The sequence below is a fragment of the Eubacterium sp. 14-2 genome (assembly GCF_000403845.2).
In the GTDB taxonomy this organism is placed as follows: domain Bacteria; phylum Bacillota; class Clostridia; order Lachnospirales; family Lachnospiraceae; genus Petralouisia.
The window spans coordinates 972,956-990,328 of sequence record NZ_KE159567.1 but is presented as its reverse complement, the minus strand read 5'-3'; the positions used below and the strand labels follow the sequence as shown (position 1 = coordinate 990,328).

At 39.4% G+C, this 17,373-nt stretch carries 16 protein-coding genes; 2 read left to right on the top strand and 14 right to left on the bottom strand.

Translation table 11 applies throughout. The annotated features are described in order from the left end of the window. Nucleotide 1 precedes the first annotated feature (1 nt). The 11 genes from C805_RS11730 to C805_RS0104770 form a co-directional block, all read right to left on the bottom strand. Nucleotides 2-667, bottom strand: coding sequence for an ABC transporter ATP-binding protein (locus C805_RS11730; RefSeq protein ID WP_016214063.1), 666 nt, complete (start codon nt 665-667; stop codon nt 2-4). Nucleotides 668-848: 181 nt separating this feature from the next. Further along, on the bottom strand, nt 849-1,880 hold the full coding sequence (locus C805_RS11725; RefSeq protein ID WP_242832660.1) for an ATP-binding protein: 1,032 nt from the start codon (nt 1,878-1,880) through the stop codon (nt 849-851). 314 nt (nt 1,881-2,194) lie between these two features. Beyond that, nucleotides 2,195-2,371 carry a hypothetical protein gene (locus tag C805_RS26305; protein WP_016214061.1) on the bottom strand — a complete coding sequence of 59 codons (177 nt, stop codon included), beginning with the start codon at nt 2,369-2,371 and terminating at the stop codon, nt 2,195-2,197. Between the two features lie 754 nt (nt 2,372-3,125). After that, on the bottom strand, nt 3,126-3,455 hold the full coding sequence (locus C805_RS11715) for a hypothetical protein (RefSeq protein ID WP_016214059.1): 330 nt from the start codon (nt 3,453-3,455) through the stop codon (nt 3,126-3,128). 78 nt (nt 3,456-3,533) lie between these two features. Next, nucleotides 3,534-3,869, bottom strand: coding sequence for a hypothetical protein (locus C805_RS11710; protein WP_016214058.1), 336 nt, complete (start codon nt 3,867-3,869; stop codon nt 3,534-3,536). A gap of 142 nt (nt 3,870-4,011) precedes the next feature. Then, nucleotides 4,012-5,424 (bottom strand): radical SAM protein, encoded by a 1,413-nt coding sequence (locus tag C805_RS11705; RefSeq protein ID WP_016214057.1) that lies wholly within the window; start codon nt 5,422-5,424, stop codon nt 4,012-4,014. A 7-nt stretch (nt 5,425-5,431) separates the two neighbouring features. Then, on the bottom strand, nt 5,432-6,904 hold the full coding sequence (locus C805_RS11700; protein WP_016214056.1) for a hypothetical protein: 1,473 nt from the start codon (nt 6,902-6,904) through the stop codon (nt 5,432-5,434). Nucleotides 6,905-6,918: 14 nt separating this feature from the next. Beyond that, the gene (locus C805_RS11695; RefSeq protein WP_016214055.1) at nt 6,919-7,782 is read right to left on the bottom strand and encodes a type II restriction endonuclease; all 864 of its coding nucleotides are present in this window, start codon (nt 7,780-7,782) and stop codon (nt 6,919-6,921) included. Then, complete coding sequence (locus tag C805_RS11690; protein WP_016214054.1) at nt 7,772-8,575, bottom strand: DNA-methyltransferase; 804 nt, start codon at nt 8,573-8,575, stop codon at nt 7,772-7,774. The genes C805_RS11695 and C805_RS11690 overlap by 11 nt, the downstream gene beginning before the upstream one ends. Before the next feature lie 380 nt (nt 8,576-8,955). Then, the gene (locus tag C805_RS11685) at nt 8,956-9,789 is read right to left on the bottom strand and encodes a DNA adenine methylase (RefSeq protein WP_016214053.1); all 834 of its coding nucleotides are present in this window, start codon (nt 9,787-9,789) and stop codon (nt 8,956-8,958) included. Between the two features lie 107 nt (nt 9,790-9,896). Further along, nucleotides 9,897-10,619 carry a TRM11 family SAM-dependent methyltransferase gene (locus tag C805_RS0104770; RefSeq protein ID WP_081640273.1) on the bottom strand — a complete coding sequence of 241 codons (723 nt, stop codon included), beginning with the start codon at nt 10,617-10,619 and terminating at the stop codon, nt 9,897-9,899. Nucleotides 10,620-10,767: 148 nt separating this feature from the next. Here C805_RS0104770 and C805_RS11680 point away from each other — a divergent pair, with 148 nt between their 5' ends. Then, complete coding sequence (locus C805_RS11680) at nt 10,768-11,022, top strand: helix-turn-helix domain-containing protein (protein WP_016214051.1); 255 nt, start codon at nt 10,768-10,770, stop codon at nt 11,020-11,022. Continuing rightward, the gene (locus tag C805_RS11675; RefSeq protein ID WP_016214050.1) at nt 11,006-11,545 is read left to right on the top strand and encodes a hypothetical protein; all 540 of its coding nucleotides are present in this window, start codon (nt 11,006-11,008) and stop codon (nt 11,543-11,545) included. The genes C805_RS11680 and C805_RS11675 overlap by 17 nt, the downstream gene beginning before the upstream one ends. Nucleotides 11,546-12,124: 579 nt before the next feature. On the opposite strand, the gene C805_RS11670 is transcribed toward C805_RS11675, so the two are convergent. From C805_RS11670 to C805_RS11660, 3 genes are all read right to left on the bottom strand, one after another. After that, nucleotides 12,125-13,435 (bottom strand): methyl-accepting chemotaxis protein, encoded by a 1,311-nt coding sequence (locus C805_RS11670; protein ID WP_016214049.1) that lies wholly within the window; start codon nt 13,433-13,435, stop codon nt 12,125-12,127. A gap of 189 nt (nt 13,436-13,624) precedes the next feature. Next, entirely contained in the window at nt 13,625-15,580 is a 1,956-nt protein-coding gene (locus C805_RS11665) for an ABC transporter ATP-binding protein (RefSeq protein ID WP_031200967.1), read from the bottom strand. Nucleotides 15,581-15,603: 23 nt separating this feature from the next. Then, a complete protein-coding gene (locus C805_RS11660) occupies nt 15,604-17,355 on the bottom strand; it encodes an ABC transporter ATP-binding protein (RefSeq protein WP_031200966.1) in 1,752 nt (583 codons plus the stop codon). Between the last annotated feature and the right edge of the window lie 18 nt (nt 17,356-17,373).

The window sequence follows — 17,373 nt, the reverse complement described above, 5'->3', positions numbered from 1 at the left end:
CTTATGATTGGATTTTCCCATCTTCAATGCGTATTCTCACATCTGCTTTTTTTGCGATTTCCGGATTATGGGTAATCATTACAATGGTCTGGCAGAATTTTTCGCCTGTCATTTTCAAAAGGTCAATGACCTTATCACTGGTGCGGCTGTCAAGATTGCCTGTGGGCTCGTCGGCAAGGATAATAGCAGGCTTGGATACCAATGCCCGTGCAATCGCCACACGCTGCTGCTGACCGCCCGAAAGGTGGCTCGGATAATTTTGCAGCTTTTCGTCAAGCTCAAGAAAGCGGACAATTTCTTCCAAAAACCCTTTATCTTCTGTTTTCCCGTCCAGACGCACAGGCAGCACGATGTTTTCGTATGCGGTCAGATAGGGAATAAGGTTGTAGTTCTGAAAGATAAAACCGATTTTTCTCCTGCGGAACACCGTGAGCTGTTCCTCGCTCAGTTTTTCAATGTTCTGATTTTCCACCTGCACACTGCCGGAAGCAGGAGTATCCAAACCGCCGAGCATATTGAGCAGGGTAGATTTTCCACTGCCCGATGTTCCGACAATAGCAACAAACTGTCCGTTTTCCACAGATACGTTCACATCGTCCAGAGCTTTGACAAGGCTTTCTTCCCTGCCATAATATTTTTTTAAATGAGATGCACATAAGATTGACATATTCATTTCCTCCTTTCATTCTCAGCATCTTACTGACAGTCTCATCTTATACCGCACCGGAAAAAGAGCCAATAGCAGGCGCAAAATCTAACATCTACACTGCAAAATCTAAAAATGCACAGAAAAAGCCGAGGGGTTTTCGTATCAGGAAACCTCCCGGCTATGGAAATGACATTCAATTTTATCTCCTGGGAACTGGTAACAATATCTTCAAAGTAAATTTCCCATTTGCCTGTGCTGTGGTACAGGTACCGTTGTATTTTTCAGCCGCCTTTTGCATATTGGAGATACCGAAACCGTGCAGGAATTTATCTGCTTTTGTTGTGTGGCCGTCTGTATGCGTTTCGTCGAAACAGTTGTTTTCAACAAGAACAGACACAAAATTCTGCACCTTACCTGCTTTGACAAGTATCACCCGCTGTTCTTCCGGCAGCTTTTCGCTTGCTTCAATGGCATTATCTATCCCGTTTCCGAAAAGAGTGCTGATGTCAGACGGTTCCATAAAATCTATGCCATCAAAATCAATGCCTGCCGAAAAATCAATATGCTTTTCACGGGCTTTTTCTGCCTTATCCTTAATCAGAATATCAAGAAAATGATTGCCTGTGTGGATATAGTCCTCATAATCTTCAATCTGTGAACGTATCTCCTTTGCCATCTGGCGGGTGGCTTCTGTGCCCTGACCACTCTCAAACACAAGCAGATGATTTTTCATATCGTGGTAAATGGAGCGTATGCGTTCTTCGTCTTTCAGCCTGTCCTGATAATAGGCGTACTGCTGTTGAAGCTGTGCGATGCGTACCTGATTTCTCTGTTCCTGCTCCCGGAGATAAGATACATTTCGGGAATACAGGAATTGTACGATAAAAAATACACCGCATACCGATGCAGATAAATCTAAAATAAAGGTACCGTACATTCCCAGATTCAGATAACTGTATGTGCTTGCAAACGATACCCAAAGAACTAACAGAAAACTGATTGACAATATAGCCGCATCTTTCGGTTGAATTTCATATTGAAAATTCTTTAAAAGTCGGCAAATGGCTGCTATAATCATCAATCTAATCAGCAGAATAATAATATAAGCCTGCCATTTGACAGCAAAATTTCCATCCACCTGCGTGGTTATGCCGCCCTGAAAAAGCCAGTACATAATAAGAAAGCCAACTGATTCAGAAAGCGGTATCATCAATAAATAAGCTAACTCCATAATAATCAGCGCACAATGAAACGAGACCTTATAACAGAGCAGAACCAACACTACCATCGAAGCTGACAAAATGAAAATACGAGATGCCCCTATATCTGTAAAAAAGGTGATCATAACAACTACTGCTGCATAAATAACAGGCGGTATCATTCTGCTTATCACTTTTTTAAAACGGCAGGTTTTACAAAAGAATAAAATTATTACCTGGAAAATTGCCGCTTCCGTTACCGTCAGTGCAACATCAAGTAAATTATAAATCCTTTAGTCCACCTCTTTTCCAGCAGATACAGGCAGTAATAACAGGTGTACTGTTGCTAAAGCTGTGCTATCTGAATTTTATCACACTGCTCCTGCTCACGAAGATATTTCTTAATTTCATCTGCATTTATATAGTCTATTGGAGGTTTTAGCAACTGTGTAAACGTACTTTTACCAGAACCATTCGGACCTGCGAAAACAACGATCTCAGGATTCTTTTGAAACTCGTTCACCGTAACGCTCCTTTCTCATCCTTTTTCCTACTTCCGTTCGGATTCCATCCTCATTTTCCCGATATATGATTTGGCTTTTTCTGTCATATATAACCGTTGAGATTCCCAATGCTCTGTTCTTCTCTAACTCAATTCTTACTGCAGCATTCGCACGCCTGATAACTGTCTCATCAGATAATTCTTCTCTCTTCAAATCCTACACCTTCTTTCCTCATCAAAATTCCTTTACAGCTCCTGAACATCTAAGGATCGGTTTTGCAGACCATATTTTTCAAACTTATATCGAATATAGTCTGAAAATCCTCTTCATGCGTAGACAAAATAAACTGGTATTCTTTAAAATCTGTCCTTAAAACTTCACAAAAGGATACAACATTCAGTTCGTCCATAGTCTGAATCGGTTCATCAATAACTACACATCTTATATTGTCTTGTGCATATATTTTATTTAATGTAAGAGCAATAGAAATAGACACAGCGGATAATTGTCCGGAACTCAAGGTATATAATATATCATGTTCCTATCTTCCTTCTGCCTCAAAACGAATCCTCTCTCCACCAATAATATTCATCCATATGCCCAAGCTACCTTGATAATTTTGCAAAATCCTTCCTGCATACAGATAAAAAGGAATCTTTAGTTGATTTACCAGTTTTTCTCTATACATGCCTAAGTCATTTTTCACCTTATTTTTCAATTCCTTCAGATTCTTTTCCGTTCCGGCAATTCTACTTGCCCTTTTACATAACTTCTTCAGTTCATCTTCCTGATCTGATAATGTTTTTCTCTTACTTCCATAATACTCCTGCTCAATATATAATTTTTTTCACGTTCATCTTCTTTGGAAATATACTGCACCTTATCTTGTTGATTATTATAATTTAAAGTAAAGACATTTTTATACTGATATTTTTCTTTATTACTATAATATTCATCTGGTAATTCAGATTTATTTTGTTCCAGCACCCTTATAAATCCATTCGCAATCTCATCTGCTTGGTCAAACGCATCTTTTCCAATCACATACTCTTTTGGTATGGCATAATTTCTTCCGCTTTCGCAAAACTCCTTGTGATCGCTCATCACCAGATTCCAATTCTTATATATTTGCCGACAAACATCATTTAAATAGCACTCATTCTGTTTCAGATACTCTTCAATTCATTCCTTGCAGTATGAATCATAGATTATTTTCAAATCATTCATTTTCTGAACTATCAACTTCTGGAAATCTCCCTTGCCGTTTTCAATCACCTGCCGATATGAATCCAATTTCTGTATTACTTCTGACTTGTTTCCATATGGATGCCCACATAAGGGGCATTTGCTGTCTGACAATTCACCGTAATCTTTATCCAGCAATGCTTCCCACTCTTTCTTTATTTTTTCCTGCAGCTTCACAATACTGCCCCTGGCTTCATCTTCCTCTTTAATATTCTTTCTGTAACTTTTAATCTCTTCTTTAATTTGTGATGTCTGCTCTAAGTTTAAATCCAAACTCCTCTTTGCTAAGTTGTTTCGTGGTGTAATTTGTTAATTTTGGTAAGGAAAATCCGGGAGTTTTGTCTGGATTCTACCTGTTGCATAGATTTTTAGGGGATTGTATTGTCATTTTATTGTCACTAATAAAACCGACAATCTACTTTATATACCAACTATATAATAGCCGTATCTCCTCATTTGCAATATAAACATCCGGAAAACTATTGTTTTTTATTAGTTCAATAAACTGTTGTTTTTCTGCATCATTTAAGTTTCTGTATATGTGCCTCCACTGCTCAATTTTATCCGCATTATCTTTTCTCTTAGTAATAAATAGCTCTGGCATATATATCAACTCTTCAAATTCCTCATATGTACTTCCAAATGCATGATTGAAAAACTCTTCTTTAGGTCCCACTACTGCATGTGTTGCATTCAGTATACATTGTACCCCTCTTAACATTTTTGCATTCCAATACTCTCCTATGTATTTTCTGTCCATACGATGCTCTCCTGAAAAAGGCATATATTTCATTGGAAATGACCATATGCTTGTATCCAATTTTTCCTTCTTAAATGCTTTATTTAATTCAATATTTATCTTTAGTCGATAATATAATTCTTGTGGTGTATCCTTAAAATTAAACAACACATAATTTGACAAATTCTTAAATCCATGCCTTGCAGCTAGCCACTGCGCTTCTTTATATATCCTCACATTTTCTTCATCTGAATGATCAAACGCAATTCGCAATGGTTTCACTTCTAATCTTGCCAGTTGTGTAATTGTTTCTTCTGTCAGCAAACGGGCATCTGTCCCTTGATTAAAATCAACATATCTGTTCTGTTTCAACTTACGCTTACCAGATTGTTTTTCATAACTTTGGTTTCCTCTTCCAAAACCTAATTCGACCAAATCGTCTACAATTTGTTCTAATTTTGGCGAAGCCAAAATATTATTATCCATTAACATCAAGTTGCGTTTTTCTCCATACAACCTCTTAACTTCTTTTATTTGGCCTCTAATGTCAATATAATCACAATACGTAGATTCAAGTGTACTTACCGCACAAAATTTACATCTTCTAATACAGCCTTTTGTAGTCGAAGCCAAATATGCATTTTGTACTTCATATTCGTAATCCAAATATTCGTTACCCTCTTTATCAATTATACTATAATCAGGTATCATAAGATCCACTGGAACCGTTTCATTCCCTAACATATTTATATGATTAAGCAATCCTTTTCTTATGGTTATTCCCTGTATTCCTTTTTCAGCTCTTAAATCATGTTCTAGCAATGTTGCCATAATACCACCAACATGCAAATCACCTGGATTTTTCACCGAGTTGTAATAGTATTTTATAGTATCAACTGTCTTTTTCCAATAAAATGTAAATAGTGTAGTAACGTAGATTCTATCCCACTTTTGATTTTTTAAATCTTTATCTTTTCCTTTTACAAAAACAACTTCATCACCAATCTCTTTGTGATATGCACTAATTTTCATCAATCCTAGAGGTGGATATTTGTTTTTGTAATCGGCTTCAACCAATAATATTTTCATCTTTATCTCAATTCTTATGTGTTTCTATATATTTTTCTACCAATAGGCGAACATTTTTCCATCCACTTACCATCGGTGTTTCAGAAACACATGCATCTGTGTCTGCATGCATCCATGTGTTCAACAACTTTATATAATTCTCTTTATTAACTAACGTATTTAACACACTATGTTCTTTATTATCAATAATATTCTTCGAGCGCAACAAATTTACACAGCCATTGTAACAAGTCGGTAATTTCCCACTTTCAAAATCCCCTCCTTGTTCATCCAACCATAATTTCAAAGTATACTCTAATAGGCATCTACATAAAGCCACTGCAGCTACTGGATATTCTTTTATATTTAAGCTCTCTAATTCAATCAACATTTCCTTGCCTTTTTCGTTTAAACACTTATACTCACTATAGTCATAATTCTTACATAAAACTAGAGCTTCTTTTGTTTCAGCATGTTTGCGTGGAATATTCTTTGGCCTACCTACTCCAGTATCATTATCCTCTTTCTTTTGGTTATTCTTTTCTGAGTCATCCTTATTACCGCTTGTTCCATTTTCTGCACCATTACTATTTTGTGTTCCATTTGATGACTTGTCTTCCGAATCGTTATTTGCATTATTAGAACTATTTTCAGACTTATTATCCTTCTTCTTTTTTACTTGTGTTTTGTATTCATTCGGAAGATTATCAACATAGCCTTGAAAATCTGACTTAAATCTGAAATTACCTGTAGCAGTATTCGTTATAATATCATCTACAAGTTTCGAAAGCATTTTCAAAACTTGTTCCTCTGTATCCAAATAGCTCATATTACTATTATTATCAAACTGTATATTGTACACGCCTTTAAACAAAGAAAAACTGACTACTCGCTCCAGTTTTGATATCCATCTATTCATCTTCATTTTTTCCAGAAGTTCTGTACTTGTATTTTGATTCGTTTTCAAAAATTCTACTATTGCATATGATTTGGTTTTGTTACCATATGCTGCATTAGCCTTCATTTTAGCTTGAGAATCCCATTGTTTTCTTCCAATCCCATTGTTGACATCATTATGTATCTTATTTAAAAAGTGAATTGCATCATCCGCCTCATTATACACAACACACTGAATCGAACTATCACCATTATATTGGAGTTTATATATTTCTGCCACATAAGGAAGCTCTGCTAACACATCAGCATTCCCCTTATATTGTGTCATCAATTTCAAACATGTAATACGTCGATTACCGTCATATACAACGTATTTTCCTATTTCATCATCAAAACATACTATTGGCATTTCAAATGGATTCAAACCATCTGCAATAATGTCATTTGCTAAATTTAACATTTCTTTTCTTGAATCTCCGACATTAACTTTAAACATAGCAATTATTGCACTAACTTCATCCTGTACTTCTTCAACATACCTATAATTGTCGGGATTAACATACAATTCTAAAATATCAAGTGTCTTATAACTATAGTTCCTCATTCGTTCAGTTCCTCCTAATCAAATATTACCTTCATAACCCCATTCTCCATATCATCGATACTGTAAATCGTATCCATGACCTCAAACGTCTCCCTCAGATTACCTCTTGCACTCTTCCATCCAATTCCATCTGTAAACCATACAAATGTAAATCCTTCTATTGTATCTGCCTCTTGTGAAAGCATTTTATAACTCCTTGCGGTTTCATTCAGTTTTGAGCCACCACCGCCATAAAAGTTTGTCTCTATACCATAAATCATCTTATCCGTCCTGATTACAAAATCAAATCTCTTAGCAGCCTTACCCTGATTAGAAAGTGCAGATAAATCAACGTTCCACTTCTCTTCAATGTCCTTAAGATACATTTCTTTGAAGTAATTTACATCCTTTTTAAACCCTGCTGTAACAATATACTTTTCAACTAAATCCTCCATTTGGTGACCGCCACGATTCTTACGACCATTAGAGTCCAATCCAGTTTCAATACCCAAAGCATAATCCACAAGATTGTTTACCAAATGATTTGCAATCATATCAAATAATCCGGTCTTACGCATAAATACCTTGTACTGCTCCACACTGTAATTCATCTGCTTGAAATTATATAAGAACGCACCTTCTTCATCCTGTGCATATATTTCATTACTTCTCACCGCAAGAAGTAACGGAACGCATTGCAATGTTTCCGGATACTTTGTCACTATCTTCTCAAAATCTTCTTCAATATTTTTTGAACTAATCAAGGAATTTAAGATGTTTAATTCCACCTTGATTTCATCTACATTTCTTACGACCTTTTCAAAATCAATATAGTAATCATAACTTGATATACTCGGTCTGAACCTACTCAACCATTCATCAAAATTTCTATTTGTCATTTGCTACCTTCTCCAATCTTCTCCTGGATATCTCCAGGTATTCTTCACTTACATCTATTCCAATAAACTTCCGTCCAAATCGTACCGTCTCTACTCCTGTAGTTCCTGAACCACAAAAAGGATCTAAGATAACTTGTCCTTCCTCAGTCGATGCCAGTACAATTTTTTCAAGCAAATATTCCGGTTTCTGTGTAGGGTGCTTACCTTCTGTTTTCTCCGAAGATTTCGTCAGTGCTCCTGCCCACACATCCTTCATCTGCTTTCCACCATTCATTTCTTTCATTTTCTGATAAGCAAAAAAATGCCGAGACTTCTTATCATTCTTCTTAGCCCATAAAATGGTTTCCGTAGAATGTGTGAAGCATCGACATGATAAGTTTGGTGGTGGATTTGTTTTCTGCCATGTTATGTTATTGATTATCTTGAAGCCTTCCTGCTCCAATGCCATGCCAATCGAATATATATTGTGTAGTGTTCCTGATATCCAAATCGTGCCATTCGGCTTTAGTACTTTCTTACATAACTTAATCCACTTTCTATTAAACTTATGTTTTTCTTCGACGCTGGTTCCACTTTCAGAAAGTTTATCCCATGAGCCTTTATTTACTGAAACCATCTTTCCACCCTGACAGGTAATGCCGTCATTACTTAAAAAATAAGGCGGATCTGCAAATACCATATCAACAGATTCCAGTTTCATTTTTGTTAGAATTTTAAAGGAATCGCCTAATATTAACTGCGATTCTTCAATCTCGAAAAATAATGGCACTTTTTTTGTAAATAAGTTCTCCATTACTTCTAGTCTCCATGCCAAACATTCCGTTATCTGCACTATATAGCAAGTCTCTAACTAACACAAATCATATAACGCAGATATTCAAACAAATTAGTCATCATTAATTGGACACTTTACAGAATAATAACAACGATGATAATCCTCTCTCCAATGTAGACAATCTGTGTATCCACAACTACTTCCTAATTTTCTACACTTCCTACACTATGATTGTGGCATTGTCCCATCATAACAAAAACCAAATGCATCTTCAATTTCAGTTCTTCCATATGCTATTTTTCCGCACACTGGATACTCTGCCATTTCAAAATGTGGCATAAAACTCCTTCCTTCTTTTTATCTCCATGTAAAAGAGTAGTCCTTCTTACACATAAGTTCTAATAATTGCATATAATTACTTCTTTGCCAACTCTGTTAGATGCATCTGAATTAATCATACGCTTTACACTTACAACATCTATTTTATAGCCTTTGTTACCATACAGCTCATTTATCAAGTCTGTATTATGGTTTGTGAGCATACAGTAGCAACCTCTGGCTGTTAATTCATCGAAAAGATTTGCCAGTCGCTTATGGCTTTCTATGTCAAATCCCTCTTTTGTGTATGACTCAAAAGAAGTAGGATTCAATGGTGCATACGGGCTGTCTATAAATACAAAATCGCCCTTCTTTGCATCCTTACATGCCAGTTCAAAATCACCATCTATAATGATTACTCCCTGCAAGTACTTTGAAGTAGCCATAATAACCTCTTCATCAACCGAAGCCCTACGACTATTGTTGTACGGAACATTGAAAAGGCCCTTACCATTTACCCGATACAAGCCGTTAAAACAATGCTTATTTATAAACACAAACAATGCAGCTAATTCCACATCATACTCCGCTTTCATCAGCTTGTCATTGTAATGTTCTCTGAGAGAATAATAATATTCTTTACCATCCTCCCACATTTCCGCATCAAGTTTATTTACTGCTTTCAGAAATGCTTCCGGCTCACCACATATCTTCTTGTATGCATTTATTAGTGCTTTGTTAATATCATTTATGAGAGCATTTGCAGGTAACAATTCAAATGTAACTGCACCGCCACCCACAAATGGCTCATAATAATTATTATATTTTACAGGCATTTTCTCCTTTATCTGTGGAATCAACTGACGCTTACCGCCAGCCCATTTCACAAATGGAGCAACACTCGAATTACTCATTGATGATTCCTCTTCTCTATGTCCACAAAAGGACAATCTCTCGCATATTTATTATACTTGCAAACATACAAGATAGCAACCACAACTTTCACTCTTTGTGAATTATCTTACTTCTGAAATACAAATATATACTCATGTGCAAGAATCAGAAAATTATTGTTCTGTTTTTCCCAATAATCAGTAGAACGACAATTATGCTGCTCTTTAATTATAATTTCTTTATTCGCAAATCCTGCCTGTAAAAAGCATTCCATCATACGAAATCCTAATGGAATGACCTTTCCACATTTTCTTACATCCCCAATCATTACTGCACACATTTTTCCTTTTTTCAAAACACGATATGCTTCATTTGCAACCTTCTGCATCTCATCTAAAAATGCTTCCACACCTAACAAAGAAATGTCCCCTTCTATTCCTTTACTATATTTGATGATATTGGCATATGGCGGATGTGTACAAATAAAGTCAATACGACAATCTTTGATAAAATGCAAATCTGTAGCATTTCCATTTCGTGTAAAGATTTTTGAATTTGTTTCACATTGGAATTGTAAATTCGTTTCAGAAATTAAAACAGATTGCGGATTGATGTCGACACCTACCGCATGACGATTAAGTAGCTTTGCCTCAACTAAGGTTGTTCCACTACCCATAAATTGATCTAAGACCCAATCACCAGGATTAGAATAACGAAGTATCAGATTTCCTGGTACATATGGTGACCAGTTTCCTCGATACTTCCCTGAATGCGTTACCCAACTGCCTCTGTCTGGAAACGACCAGACTGTTGTTGGTTCAAGCCTGAAATTATTTGGTTGTAAACCTATAAGCCATTCCTCCTTCTTTTAATATTGATTTCTATATAGTAACTCATTTTCTCAGAAAAATCCACAGCAATTTTCTTTCACTATAAGTGAATTTATCTGTTATGCATCTCATGAGATAATATTCACAAATAGTGAAAGAGGACTTGTTATGTATTTTGAAAATGACACTGACCTATATCGTGTTATAGGCGCAAATATAAAATATTACAGAGAACAAACAAAATTAACACAGGTACAACTTGCTGAACAGGCTAAAATCAGCATCAGCTATCTCTCCAAAATCGAAGCAGCTGGATGTGATAAGAGTCTTTCAATATCCGTTCTTAATCAAATTGCAAATGTACTCGATGTTGAGATTGGTGTATTTTTTAAGGAGGTATCTACTTATGACACAAATAATTAACTACTCATTACCTTTCGGAGATCGTATTTCAATGCGTAAAAATCTAATTCAAGTTTTTTTATGTGAAACCCCCGGTACCGGAATAGGAGATAATGCATCACGTTATCAATACAACGTCGAACAATTTGGTAATTATGGCATTTTTCTTAAACGTCCAACCCAATTAAATAAGGGCTTTGATTTTACTGTAAATATTGGCGGACTTTTTTTTAAAAGAAATCGTCGATATTCTAATCCAAGTCACCAAGACATTATAGATGCTTTAACAGATTGTAAAATTAATTTTCCTCTCATTTACCCTTTCATCGCACAAAAACTGCAACAAATATACGATTGCCACCCTATATCGCTCACTCCGTCTGGTGCTACTTTCTGTGATTATGCTGGTAATGAACATCCTGTCGAAATCATCTTATTAGCTGTGAAATGGTTATTTATGGAACAAGATTGTGCATATTGGAATTATTCCGGACGTGCCATGTTCTATGATGTTTTGCAAAAAAATGCATTAATATACTACTAATACATAGCAAGGGAGCTTCCTATTCTAAAATCTCCCTTGCTATTTTTACCTTCCTCTCCCAACATCCCTAACCTTCTCCCCGTTCCACTCCATAAACTTCTCCAGAAGATTAATCCCGTCAATCACAAACTGTTTCATAAACTCATATGCCTTTTCCAGTTTGTCCTTTAGGCGCAGTATCCAATATCAATTAAATTATTTACACATTCCAATTCCCATGATTCTATCAGCGCAATGACACCTTCTAACTGACCTGTCTTTCGGTACAGCTGGAATAAAGGTGCATTCATTTCTGATGACACTTTTATTTGCCATACCATTTCTCTATACTGACCGGGACATAGCATTCACAATAAAGTTTTTCCACCATACCTGTTCGTTCCTGAAAACTGTAGCCTGCCTAAAACTCTTTTTTCATAAATCTTACCGCCAAAATAATATTATCATTAAATTTTTTTGTTTGCAAGAATCAAACATTTCTCTTAACTGACATTTTACCGCATACAAAAATCCCGCTCACGAACTTATGCAAGCGGGATTCTCTCTTCCGTTCCGGCCCTTTCCTGCTCTGCAGGAATATTACAAAATTTCCCGGACTTCTTCTTTCAGTTTTCTGATATCAAATTTATGGATATCTTCAATCAGTTCTTTGGATACTGCCTGAATCTGTTCCGTGGATGATTTACATTTTTCCACAATTTCCTTAAATTCTTCCATGGATTCCAGCGTATCCTGCGCACTTTTTGTATTGGACTCTGCAGACCGGGTCAGGTCAGATACTCCGTCTTCTATGGTATCTTTGGAATTTTTCAGCCCGGTTACCTCTGAGGCAATACCGCCGATCACTTCCCCTACCTGCTCAATTTCCTGATTCAGTGAAGTGAAAATTCCTTTCGTCTCCTGTATTTTCTCCGTCTGTCTGGTAAAGGCTTCGGTGACCTTCTGAGTAATATCCACACTGACATTGGAGTTCTGAATCAGTTCATTTACAATATTATTAATCTGCTCCGACGATTCTCTGGACTGGTCTGCCAGTGTGCGGATTTCTTCTGCCACCACTGCAAATCCTCTACCCTGTTCTCCGGCTCTTGCCGCCTCAATACTGGCATTCAGTGCCAGAAGATTGGTCTGGCTGGAAATACCCGCAATAATCTCCGTAACAGTACGAATCTGCATGGCCGACTGATTGGTCACATCTGTCTGGGCCCTTACTTCTGAAATAGCCTGGCTGCTGGTCCGGTTAATAGAAACCAGATCTCCCATAATCTTTTCGGCTGTCTCACTGCAGTTTTTTACGGTATCCGCACTTTGGGTCAGCATTCCCACATTTTCGGCAATTACATCTATCGCATGGCTCATCTCTGTAATCTGAAGGCTGATGTCCTGTGTCCGCTCTGCCTGAGAAACGGTATTTTCCCCGATAGAATCTACTTCTTTTCCCACAATTTCCATGGCGGCTGTCAGGTTTCGGAAAGAATCGTCAAAATCTTCCGATACCTCTGTCAGAGAGTCTGCGGCATTTTTCACACTGGTAATCAGCCGGGCAAAAGATACCACCAGGGTATTCATGGAACGTACCATTTCTCCCAGTTCATCTCCCCGCTCCGCCAGTTTGTTGTCTTCCAGGGTCAGGCTTCCGTCTGCAATCTTTCCAAGATTCCCCACGATACTGTGTATCCGGTCATACAGCCTTTTTCCTGCAGCCAGTACAATTACCAGGACAGCAATGTCAACGGCAATCAGTGCCATCATCCCGTGAAAAACTGACATTTTTCCCTTTGAAACAAGCTGAAGGATGCCTATCGCACTTCCTCCGATAATCAAAATAAACACTGCCGCTACGCCAAGGGCAGCTCCCAACAGTTTTCTGCTTTTTTCTGTCTTCTGCACTTTCTTCTCCTCCCGAACCGGTAACCCGTGCCCATTCAGGCAATATCATTACCTTTCTGTACTGCTTTTTCATATTCAGGGCTCTCCCTCAGTGCAGATTATACTGTTTCCGGCTGTACCTGCCTTTTTGCACCAGGGGTCCCTCTTCCGTGGAGATTATACCTCATTTTTCACAAAATTTCCACTTTTTTATTCTGCAGCCAGTCCCGGAGTTTTTCCTGTATAGAGCTGATAATATCTGCCCTGTTGGGCAATCAGGTCGTTATGGGTGCCCCGCTCAATGATCCTTCCCTGCTCCAGCACCATAATACAGTCGCTGTTTTTTACAGTGGAAAGCCTGTGGGCAATCACAAAGGTAGTTCTGCCTTTCATCAGTTTATCCATGCCATCCTGTACCAGACGCTCTGTTCTGGTATCAATGGAACTGGTAGCCTCATCCAGAATCAGCACCGGCGGGTCTGCCACCGCCGCTCTGGCAATGGCCAGAAGCTGCCTCTGTCCCTGACTCAGATTGGCTCCGTCTCCGGTCAGCATGGTCTGATAGCCTTCCGGCAGCCTGCGGATAAACTGATCCGCATTGGCCAGTCTGGCAGCGGCAATGACTTCCTCATCTGTGGCGTCCAGTTTCCCATAACGGATATTTTCCATAACCGTATTGGTAAAAAGATGGGTATCCTGCAACACGATGCCAAGAGAACGCCGCAAATCTGCCTTTCTGATTTTATTGATATTGATTCCGTCGTAGCGGATTTTCCCGTCCTGAATATCATAAAAACGGTTAATCAGGTTGGTTATCGTGGTTTTTCCTGCTCCGGTAGAGCCTACAAATGCTATTTTCTGTCCCGCGTTTGCAAACATTTTTACATTGTGAAGCACAATTTTGTCAGGATTATACCCAAAGTCCACGTCATCGAACACCACGTCTCCGGTCAGTTCAATATAATCGGTGGTGCCTTCTGCCTGATGGAAATGTTTCCAGGCCCAAAGTCCCGTCCGCTGTCCGGACTCTGTCAGAACACCGTTTTCCTTTCTGGCATTGACCAGCGTTACATATCCATTATCTGTTTCCGGTTTTTCATCCAGCAGGGCAAATATACGCTCTGCTCCCGCCAGCGCCATTACCACGCTGTTTAACTGCTGGCTCACCTGGTTGATGGGCATATTAAAGCTCCGGTTAAAGGTCAGGAAGCTGGCAAGGCCTCCCAGGGTAAATCCACCTGTATGGTTCAGGGCCAGAATTCCGCCCACCACAGCGCAGACCACATAACTCATATTTCCAAGCTGCAGATTCACCGGGCCCAGCATATTTGCAAATTTATTTGCATTGTTGGCACTTGCAAACAGCTCGTCATTCAGTTCCTGAAAATGCTTTTTACTCTCCTCCTCGTGGCAGAATACCTTTACCACTTTCTGCCCTTCCATCATTTCCTCAATATACCCGTTGACTTTTCCCAGGTCTTTCTGCTGGGCAATAAAATATTTACCGCTCTTTCCGGCAAAGGTTTTGGTGGCAAAAAGCATCACCGCCACCATAAACAGAGTTACAACGGTCAGAGGCACATTCAGAATCATCATGCTGGCCAGAACGCTCACAACCATGATAATACTGGATAAAAGCTGAGGCAGGCTCTGGCTGATCATCTGGCGCAGGGTGTCGATGTCATTGGTATAGACTGACATAATATCGCCATGGGAATGGGTATCAAAGTATTTCACAGGAAGGCTCTCCATATGGGTAAACATCTCATCTCTGAGACTGCGCAGCGTTCCCTGTGTTACTTTTACCATTACCCGGCTGTATGCCCAGGTAAAAAGGGCTCCCACGCCATAAATCATGCCCACCTGGCCGATGGCTGCTGCCAGAGGGCCGAAATCCGGATTTTCTGTGCCGATCATGGGCAGAATGTAATCATCTATCAGCGTCTGCATAAACAGGGTTCCCCGTACATTGGCAAACACGCCCACAAGAATGCCCGCCAGTACAAAGATCAGATGAAATCTGTAATTTGCAAAAATATATTTCATCAGTCTGGCAAAGAGTTTTCCGGGATTCTTAATCTTCGGTTTCGGGCCCCTGGGCCCTCTCCTTCCCGGCCCTTTGGGCTGAGGCCCGGAATTCTTCCTGTTTTCCTGATTTTTAACCATTTCTGTTTTTTCTGTTCCTGCCATTATCTGTCACCTCCCTGCTGATCGAAATCTCCGCCGCCTCCTGTCTGAGACTCATAAACATCCCGGTAGATTTCGCTGCTGTTCAGCAATTCTTCATGGGTACCGAAATCGGCCACACTTCCGTTCTCCATCACGATAATCCGGTCTGCATTCTGTACACTGGAAACACGCTGGGCAATAATCAGTTTCGTGGTATCCGGAATTTCCGTGGCAAATGCCTGCCGGATTTTACTGTCGGTGGCCGTATCCACTGCACTGGTAGAATCATCCAGAATCAGAATTTTCGGCTTTTTCAGCAAAGCCCTTGCAATACAGAGACGCTGCTTCTGCCCGCCGGATACATTGCTTCCTCCCTGTTCGATATATGTATCATATCCTTCGGGAAACTGTTCAATAAATTCATGGGCACAGGCCATTTTGCACACCCGCACGCAGTCTTCTTTCGTGGCATTTTTATCACCCCATCGGAGATTTTCCAATATGGTGCCGGAAAACAGCACATTTTTCTGGAGTACCACCGACACCTGATTCCGCAGGGATTCCATATCATACTCTTTTACATTGATTCCTCCCACTGACACAGTTCCGGCAGTTACATCATAAAGACGGCTGATCAGATTCACCAGACTGGATTTGGCGCTGCCGGTGCCTCCGATAATCCCAATGGTCTCTCCTGCCCGAATTTCCAGATTTATGTCCTTTAACACCGGCTCTTCACTCTCCGCACTGTAGGCAAAATCCACATGTTCAAAGACGATCCCTCCATCCGGTACTTCTGTAATGGGGTGTTCCGGGTTGGTCAGGCTGCTGGTTTCGCTGATGACTTCCGCGATACGCTCTGCACTGGCCATACTCATGGTTACCATAACAAAAATCATGGAAAGCATCATCAGGCTCATAAGGATATTCATACAGTACGTCAGCAGACTCATAAGCTGCCCGGTAGTCAGCCCGTCGGCAATAATCATTTTGGCTCCCAGCCAGCTTATGGCCAGAATACAGCCATAGACAGCCACCTGCATCAGCGGGGCATTCCAGGTCAGGATATTCTCTGCTTTGGTAAACATGTTGTAAATATTGCCGCTGGCTCTGGTAAATTTCTCATTTTCATACTCTTCCCGCACATAGGCTTTCACCACCCGGATAGCCGACACATTTTCCTGCACGCTGGCATTCAGATCATCATACCTGGGAAATATTTCCTTAAAATATCTGACGGCTTTACTCATAATCAGAAACAGGCAGACTCCCAGCAGAATTACGGCAATCAGATAAATACTTGCCAGTTTTGCATTAATCAGAAATGCCATTATCATGGCGGTTATCATGCTGATGGGCGCACGCACGCACAGACGCAGGATCATCTGATAAGCATTCTGTATATTGGTAACATCTGTTGTCAGACGTGTCACAAGACCCGCTGTGGAAAATTTGTCAATATTGGCAAAAGAAAAAGTCTGAATATTGTCAAACATGGCGGTTCTCAGATTTTTTGCCAGGCCTGTGGAGGCACTGGCTCCATATTTTGCTCCCATCATGCCTGCCAGCAGTCCCAGCGCCGCCAGCACCAGCATGACAGCCCCTGTTTTGTAAATATAACTCATATCCCCTTTTTCCACACCGTTGTCAATAATAGCTGCCATTAACAGCGGTATGAGCATTTCCATAATCACTTCCAGAATCATGCAGACAGGCGTTATAAAGGAATCTTTCTTAAACTCCTTTACCTGTCCCAAAATTGTTTTTACCATTTCTGTCCCTCCTTTTTC

Bases quoted from the DNA above. Each gene is read 5' to 3' on its own strand.
- C805_RS11730 (WP_016214063.1), bottom strand. From the start codon at position 667: ATGTCAATCTTATGTGCATCTCATTTAAAAAAATATTATGGCAGGGAA.
- C805_RS11725 (WP_242832660.1), bottom strand. From the start codon at position 1,880: ATGGAGTTAGCTTATTTATTGATGATACCGCTTTCTGAATCAGTTGGC.
- C805_RS11715 (WP_016214059.1), bottom strand. From the start codon at position 3,455: ATGAGCGATCACAAGGAGTTTTGCGAAAGCGGAAGAAATTATGCCATA.
- C805_RS11705 (WP_016214057.1), bottom strand. From the start codon at position 5,424: ATGAAAATATTATTGGTTGAAGCCGATTACAAAAACAAATATCCACCT.
- C805_RS11700 (WP_016214056.1), bottom strand. From the start codon at position 6,904: ATGAGGAACTATAGTTATAAGACACTTGATATTTTAGAATTGTATGTT.
- C805_RS11695 (WP_016214055.1), bottom strand. From the start codon at position 7,782: ATGACAAATAGAAATTTTGATGAATGGTTGAGTAGGTTCAGACCGAGT.
- C805_RS11690 (WP_016214054.1), bottom strand. From the start codon at position 8,575: ATGGAGAACTTATTTACAAAAAAAGTGCCATTATTTTTCGAGATTGAA.
- C805_RS11685 (WP_016214053.1), bottom strand. From the start codon at position 9,789: ATGAGTAATTCGAGTGTTGCTCCATTTGTGAAATGGGCTGGCGGTAAG.
- C805_RS11680 (WP_016214051.1), top strand. From the start codon at position 10,768: ATGTATTTTGAAAATGACACTGACCTATATCGTGTTATAGGCGCAAAT.
- C805_RS11675 (WP_016214050.1), top strand. From the start codon at position 11,006: ATGACACAAATAATTAACTACTCATTACCTTTCGGAGATCGTATTTCA.
- C805_RS11665 (WP_031200967.1), bottom strand. From the start codon at position 15,580: ATGGTTAAAAATCAGGAAAACAGGAAGAATTCCGGGCCTCAGCCCAAA.
- C805_RS11660 (WP_031200966.1), bottom strand. From the start codon at position 17,355: ATGGTAAAAACAATTTTGGGACAGGTAAAGGAGTTTAAGAAAGATTCC.